Annotated in this window: 3 protein-coding genes; all 3 read right to left on the bottom strand. The window is 49.3% G+C overall.

The genetic code is table 11. From position 1 onward, the window contains the following. Positions 1–148: 148 nt before the first annotated feature. From IM638_12410 to IM638_12400, 3 genes are read right to left on the bottom strand one after another with little or no spacing between them, the layout of a single operon-like run. A complete protein-coding gene (locus tag IM638_12410; GenBank protein ID MCA6363834.1) occupies positions 149–2122 on the bottom strand; it encodes a PD40 domain-containing protein in 1974 nt (657 codons plus the stop codon). A gap of 46 nt (positions 2123–2168) precedes the next feature. After that, the gene (locus tag IM638_12405) at positions 2169–3119 is read right to left on the bottom strand and encodes a type IX secretion system membrane protein PorP/SprF (protein MCA6363833.1); all 951 of its coding nucleotides are present in this window, start codon (positions 3117–3119) and stop codon (positions 2169–2171) included. Positions 3120–3144: 25 nt separating this feature from the next. Further along, entirely contained in the window at positions 3145–7425 is a 4281-nt protein-coding gene (locus IM638_12400; protein MCA6363832.1) for a gliding motility-associated C-terminal domain-containing protein, read from the bottom strand. Positions 7426–7654 lie beyond the last annotated feature (229 nt).

The raw sequence follows: 7654 nt of genomic DNA, 5'->3' as shown, positions 1-7654 counted from the left end.
TGAGATTTGTTATGAGTTCATTTTTTCTCAGACAAGGCGGGGTTTGCAGCAGATACTTGGAGAGTATCAGCAAAAACTCCAACGAAGGATGAGATAAAATGAGACATAACAAAGCCGAAGGATAAAATTTGGACAGCTTCTTAATGATCTATTTCAGATACTGTATCCACGCATCAGGATATTCCTCCCTCGCTTTCAATACAATTTCAATTGCCTCTTCTTTTGTTTCGGGATGCGCAATGGTTACATACATAAATCCGTTGCGCCTGTTGAGCACGCGCTGCACGCGCGGGTAATTGGGTTTTCCGGTTACTTTGGTTTCAAGACGCTTGGCAAAATCGCGGTTTTTAAACGAACCAATTACCACATAATAACCCGGCGAAACCGTTGTGCCCTGATCCATGTTAGTGAAAAACTGACTCGAATCACTGATGGCGAAGAGATTCTTGGTTTTATCAATCATCTCCTTCTGCCTGATATTTTCCATCACCTTCATTGAATCAGCCGTTGTCATTTGTCCGAATTTCTCGGGATGCGCCAGCCTGTATTCGTCAGAATAGAACTCTACGTTAATTTCATTCGAGGTAAATGTACGTATGCGTGTGGCATCATACACCTGCTCGTATTCGTCCTGTCCGCTTACGGTGAAAATCAGTTTGTAGTTTTCGCCGGGAGGAAGTGTAATTAAATAACGACCGTTCTCGGTATTCGACTGATAGTCGCCCTGTACTTCGGTTTTATTGGTGTAAGTAACCGTTACAACCGAATTGATCGGATTACCATCAAGTGTAACCAGTCCTTTAATCATAACCAGATCGCCTTCTTTGGCAGGTACTCCGGGCTCGGTAAAGTAAATATCCATACCGCCGTTGCCGTCTTTCCGGTTCGAAGAGAAGGCCGCACGCTGACCATCTTTGGTTACCACGTAATAAATATCTTCGGCAGTGCTGTTAATGGGATAGCCCATGTTTTTAGGCGCTCCGAACAGCTGGCCATCGGCACTTTTTTCGGCAATAAAAATATCAAAGCCCCCCATGCTGTTGTGTCCGCGCGAACTGAAGATCAGATTGCCCGAAGGATCAAACGAAGGCGCATCATCATCGAGCGGACTGTTTACAGCAGGGCCAAGATTTTCGACAAACGACCAGATACCCTGATTGTCTTTGCGGGCCCGGTACAAATCTTTTCCGCCGTAACCACCCGGACGTGTGCTTGAGAAATAGAGATACTCCCCGTCGGGCGAAATGGCAAGGCTTCCTTCCCAGTAAGGCGAGTTGATTGCACCCGGCATACGCTGCGGCACCGACCAGTCGAAACCAACTTTGTCTGACACATAAATATCGCCACCATCGCCATTTGAGCCTTGGAACACAAACATCCGTTTGCCGTCAGGTGTAATGGCTGCTGTGGCATTATGTCCGCCGGTATTGAGGTTGTTGCTAAGACTCTGCGGTGTAAACCACGAGCCTTTTGATTTCATGGAAAGGTAAATATCCTCGAAAAACACACCCGCCGAATCTTTGCGGCCAAACGTATAGTTTTTGCCACCCGTGCTGAGTACGCCTTTGTATGTGAAGATGATTACCGAATCGTTCTGGGTAATGATCGGCGCGTATTCATCGCCCGGCGAGTTGATGGGGCGGCCGGGATTGATCACGATGGTATTTACCGGCTTGCCAATAAGCTCTTTGGCAGTAACCGTATTGGTTACATACTGCTGCAGGCGCTGCTTATCAGCCTCGTTGGTTTCTTTGGCCAGCTGAAGATTAAACTGAAGCAGTGCATCGTCAAACTGTTCATTGAGCAGATAAGCCCGGCCAAGAAAAAAGTTGATATTCTCAAGCGAGGGATCTTTATCGTAAGCGCCTTTGAGTAATTCAAGTGCTTCTTTCGGGTCGCCTCTGTAAATGGCACAGATACCGGTACGGTACTGGTAAAGTACCACTTCGGGATGCAGCTCACGCAGCTTGTTGTAGTAGCCGTAAGCCTGCTCATACTCACGTTGCTGAAACAGCGTTTCGCCGTGCGCAATCATGAGTTTTTCCGAAGATGCCTGCGCTCCGAGCGATGTGACGGAGAGCAATGCAGGAAGCATAAAAAACGTAAACAGTAGTTGCCTCACAAACATTTCGGGTTAATGGATGGTACGTTTTGTTTGCGATTTGAATCTAGTCGTACTTGCCACGCAGCGGACCGGTGGTGGTTGACGAGGTTGATGAGGTAATTTTACCGAAGGTATAACCCAGCATAAACTCATGGCTGATACCCGCAGAGGTGCGCAACGGTGTGATGATAAAATCGTAGGCATAGCCCGCACTCAAACTGCCGAACAGTTTTACACGCAGGTTGGCGCCCACCGCATAGTTGCTGCGGTACGAAGCACCAAGCCAGATCATATCGCGCCAGCTTCCCATCACATTCACATCATACTGCACCGGTGTGTTGGGCAGCCAGCGAACCATTGCCAGCGGCTCAAGAGCAATTTTCTGGTCTTCGTTGATTACGTACTTATAACCTACACTGCCCAAAAAATGACGGTTCAGCTGGTAATAGGTGCGTGAATCAACAGATGCAAACTCAACCTTCTGCCCCACTACCTGCGGCACCGAAATGCCCACACGCAGGTCTTTCCAGCTGTACATAACGGCAGCTGTGGCATCAAGCGCCGCACGACGCTGAATTTGCGAAAGCATAAGCGGATCAGCCACATCTTTTACCACTGCACGCGAAAAATCAATGCGGTTATCCAGAAAACCAACAGACAAGCCAAAACGCACCTGCTGGTCGTCGTTTATTTTTAACCGATAGGCATACGAGGTGTAAATGCCTAAACGCTCGTTGATATCCTGCACATCGTTAAAGATGGCCAGACCAAGTCCTACATTCTTATCGTCCATAAAACCATCTACCGTAATGGCATTGGTTGTAGGGCTGCCCGTCATCTGTGTCCACTGCTGGCGGTGGGTCAGAAACGCATTGGTTTCGCCCGAAATGCCTGTCATGGCCGGATTGTAGATAAACGGATTGAATGCATACTGGCTGTAAAGCGGAAGCTGTTGAGCGGTTGACTGCAGTGCGAACGCACCTGTAAAAGCAGCCGTGATGAAAATCTTCTTCATGGTTTTTGAGTTCAGGTGGTTCAACTTATTTGCCTTCATGGAGTATGGTAATTGCACCTTTTACTTCCCGGTCTGTATCGGGGAAAGTAATGACGTAATAATAGGTTCCATCGGGCAGCTCGGCACCGTTGTAGGTTCCGCCCCAGGTGTTGTTGTAATTTTCGGTTTCGTACACCAGCATACCGTTGCGGTTGTAGATCGTTACACGGTTGCCCGGATACTGTTCAATACCCATTACATTCCACACATCGTTAAAGCCATCGCCGTTGGGTGTCATCAGGTTGGCTACTACAAGGTTGAAATCGCTCAGCAGCGTAATGGTTACCGCGTCGGTATCTGAACAGCCGTTCAGATCAGTTACGGTAAGCGTGTAGGTAATTGTGAACGGAGCTGTAACCGTGGGCGATGCAATGGTTGTGTTGTTTAAACCGTTTGACGGGGCCCAGCTGTAAATTGCTCCGCCAGTGCCGTTGAGCTGAATGGTTTCGCCTGCGCTCACCGACTGGTCGGAACCGGCGTTTGCCAGCGGGCTGGGAATAACGCTAACTGAAACCGAATCACTGCTCTGACAGCCAGTATTGGTATCGGCTACCAAAACAGAATAGGTTCCGGCCGAATTTACCACAATGCTGCTGGTTGTGGCAGCCGTATTCCATACATAACTATTGCTGGCTGCCGCGGGCACGCTAAGTGTAATGCTGTCGCCGGCACAAAGTGTGGTGCTTCCCGAAGCGGTAATGGCAGCCGAAGGCAGGGCATTTACCACCACAGTGGCAGTAGCCGTATCCGAACAACCCGCATTGGAAATGCTGATCAGTGTAACGTTGTAATTTCCGCCAGCGGCATACATGTGTGTGGGGTTAGCCGCTACACTGGCATCATTGTCGCCGAAATCCCAGCTTTGGAAAATGATGAAGCCCGAAGCTACAGTAGTGGTATTTACAAAAGTGGTTACGTTGCCTTCGCATACCGGAGCAGCTGTAAACGCGGCCACAGGCTGGGGCAATACGGCAATCATGGCAGGCAGTGAGGTATCGGGGGCACATGCGCCGTTGGCCACAATGGCACGATACCAGATTGTATCAGCCGGAGCCGACCAGTTTTGTGATGCTGTTGTATTGGCAATGTTTGTCCAGGTAAGTCCGCCATCGGTAGAACTTTGCCAGCCTGTTACATTGCCTACATAGTTTTGCAGGTTAAGCACACCACTACCCGTTCCTACACAAACTGAAGCCGCACCACTGATAGTACCTGCACTGGCTGGTGTAGTGACCACAATGGTATCTATGGCCGAGTACTGTGCCGGAGCGCATACGCCGCTTTGTACAAGTGCGCGGTAGTAGGTTGTCTGGTTCAGGTTGCTGTAAATAATCGAGTCGCTGGTATTGGCAAAGGCAATCCAGTTATTGCCGTCGAGCGATGTTTCCCAGCGGATAATGTTACCCACAAAACCGGTAACGCGGATTACTCCGCCATTGGCACCGGCACACACCGTATCAGAAGGCGTAGCCACACCGCCAACTGTGGCGGGATCAACAGTAACAACACCAATGGAAGAAGTATCGCCACCGCACACACCGCTTTGCACAATGGCGCGGTACCAGGTTGTATCGGTAAGGTTGGTGTAGGTTTCTGAAATAGTGGTATTGCCGTTGGGTACCCAGGTTAAACCACCGTCGGTTGATGATTCCCATGTAGTAATGTTGCCCGATGAGCCGGTAAGCGTAAGTGTACCGTTGTTGCCACTGATGCACACCGAAGTGCTGCCCGAAACCGAACCGCCGATTGACGGCACATCAACTGTAATAGTAGCTTCAATGGAGGTAATGGGCGGACAAACACCATTTTTCACACGTGCGCGGTAGCTGGTGGTTTGCGTAAGGTTGCTGTAACCCTGTGTGGTGGTAGAATTGGAAATATAAATCCAGGTTACACCGCCATCAATAGAGTACTCCCAGCCATCAACAATACCTACGTGGCCGCTGAGCGAAACTGTACCGCTGTTTGCACCGCTGCATACCGTATCGCTTACCGATACCACACCACCTATTGAAGGACTATCTACAAAAATGGTAACCAGAGTGGAAGTATCAGCCGGACAAATACCGTTAGTCACAAGCGCACGGTAAATTGTGGTATCCGTAAGGTTGAGGTAGTTGTAGTTGGCTGTGGTGTTGGCGATGTTGCTCCAGGTCAAACCACCGTCGGTTGATGCTTCCCAGTTTGTGATAGAGCCTTGCGAACCTACCAGTGTGAGCAAGCCGCTGTTTGAACCACTGCACACGGTATTTGAACCATAAAGCGTTCCGGCCACCGATGGCGAATTGAGCGTAAGCAGTGTGGTTGATGAATAAGCCAGTGCACAAACACCGCTTTGAACCACCGCACGGTAAAGTGTAGGTACACTTACATTGGTATAAGCCTGTATGTTGCTGGTGTTGCTGATGGTAATCCAGGTAAGGCCGTTGTCGGTTGAATATTCCCAGCGAAGCACATTGCCTACCTGTCCGGTGAGTGTAATGGTACCGCTGTTAATACCACTGCAAACCACAGCCGTAGCCGGTGCAAGTGTACCACCCACAGTTACCGAATCCACAAACAGTGTATCCACAACAGAAGTATCGGCCGGACACACACCGTTGGCCACAATGGCGCGGTAGTAGGTAGTATCAGTAAGGTTTAAATAAGACTGTGAAGCAGTGGTGTTCGAAATACTGTTCCAGGTTACGCCGTCGTTTGAAAATTCCCAGCTGGTTACATTTCCAAGCTGACCCGTAAGATTGAGCGTACCGGAATTAGAACCACTGCAAACCACCATGCCGCCGGTTACCGTACCGCCTACTGCAAACTCGTTTACATTTATGGTGGTGGGAGCTGAGTATGCGCCGACACAGCCACCACTTTGCGAAAATGCACGATACATGGTGGTTGTGGTAAGGTTAGTGTAAGCCTGTACGTTGGTTGTATTGGCAATGTTTGTCCAGGTTACGCCGCCATCAACAGACTGTTCCCAGAAAAGCACTGAACCGTTGCTGCCGGTAAGATTCACCACACCACTGTTGGTACCGGTACATACAGCAACCGAGGCCGGAGACACCGTACCACCCACTGTAGTGGACGTAACGTTAACTGCCGCCACCGCTGAATAGGTTACTCCGCAGGCTCCGCTTTGTACACGCACCCGATACAGGCGCGACTGGGTAAGGTTTGAGAAGTTTTGTGTGGCCGAAAAATTCGAAATATTGATCCAGGTCACACCACCGTCAATAGAAAATTCCCAACGTGCCACCGAACTAATGTGGCCCGAAAGTGTGAGTGTACCACTATTTGATCCGGCGCAAACCGTAGTTGTTGCCGGATTAATGGTTCCGCCTACCGGCAAAGGATTTACGGTTACCGTAGCATTGGCCGAATATGCCCCGTTGCAGGTGCCGTTTTGCACAAATGCCCGGTACAGGCGTGTAGAAGGAATATTGGTAAAGGTTTGTGTGGCCGCAGTATTGGCAATAATGTTCCAGGTCACACCACCGTCGGTGGAAAACTCCCAGCGTACTACGTTACCGGTTCGTCCACCCAATGTTAAGGTTCCGGAGTTAGCCGATACACATACACTGCTTGTGGCAGGCGTAATGGTTCCGCCCACAGAAGCATTATCAATATTAATGGTATGGATGGAAGAAGTAGCCGGTGTGCATGAACCGTTTTGCACCACTGCCCTGTAAAGCGTTTGTGTATTCAAATCAGTAAACGACTGGGTGGTGGTGGTATTGGAAAGTGTAAACCAGGTTACACCACCATCTGTTGAATATTCCCAACGTATTACATTGCCCGTATTTCCCGAAAGTGTAACCGCACCCGAGTTACCCGTAATACATACGCTGGCCGGCCCTGACACAGTTCCGCCAACTGATGCGGCAGTAGAAGTAACATTGTAACCCGTAAAGGTATTGTTGGTGGGGTTAATATCGCCGGCAATAGACACCGAACCATTAAACGTATAAAGTCCGGGCGTAGTTAAGTTAGCCTGACTTGTAAACGTATAGTTTAATGTGGAGTTGGTGAGCAACACCGATGACAAGGTAACCAGTTCGGTAACCGGCGCACCTGCGTTAATGACATACGATACATTAAAAGTAGTACCTGCCGGCAGGTTGGGGCCGAAGTTGAAGATACGGATGGTTACGTTCTCGTTTGCCGTGAGCGCACATCCACTCACCGGGCTGATGATGTTAATTACAGAAAGATCCTGCGCTAAAGCAGAAACAGACAACATCAAAGCCGCAAATAGCGTAGCAATTTGCTTCATAGGAAGAGAGGGTTCTGAAAATCAGAAAGGTTTACGGGGAAAGCGGGTTGAACGTGCACGCACACGGAGCATTACCGGGCGGAAGATATGTTCACCATGTACGATTACGGTGAGTAGGCGCGTAAAAAGTTCCAGCATGTTAACAGGTTTTGGCAGTCAGTTCCATTCCGTTTTACGCAAAGGGGTGCGCAATGTTACGCACTTTTCAACAAACTAGCGTTAAAAATAC

The organism is Bacteroidota bacterium, assembly GCA_020402865.1.
Classification (GTDB): Bacteria; Bacteroidota; Bacteroidia; order Palsa-965; family Palsa-965.
The sequence above is the reverse complement of the archived record's forward strand: the minus strand, read 5'-3'. Positions and strand labels throughout refer to the sequence as shown.

Coding starts and splice junctions, on each gene's coding strand:
- IM638_12405 (MCA6363833.1), bottom strand. CDS start 3,119: ATGAAGAAGATTTTCATCACGGCTGCTTTTACAGGTGCGTTCGCACTG.
- IM638_12400 (MCA6363832.1), bottom strand. CDS start 7,425: ATGAAGCAAATTGCTACGCTATTTGCGGCTTTGATGTTGTCTGTTTCT.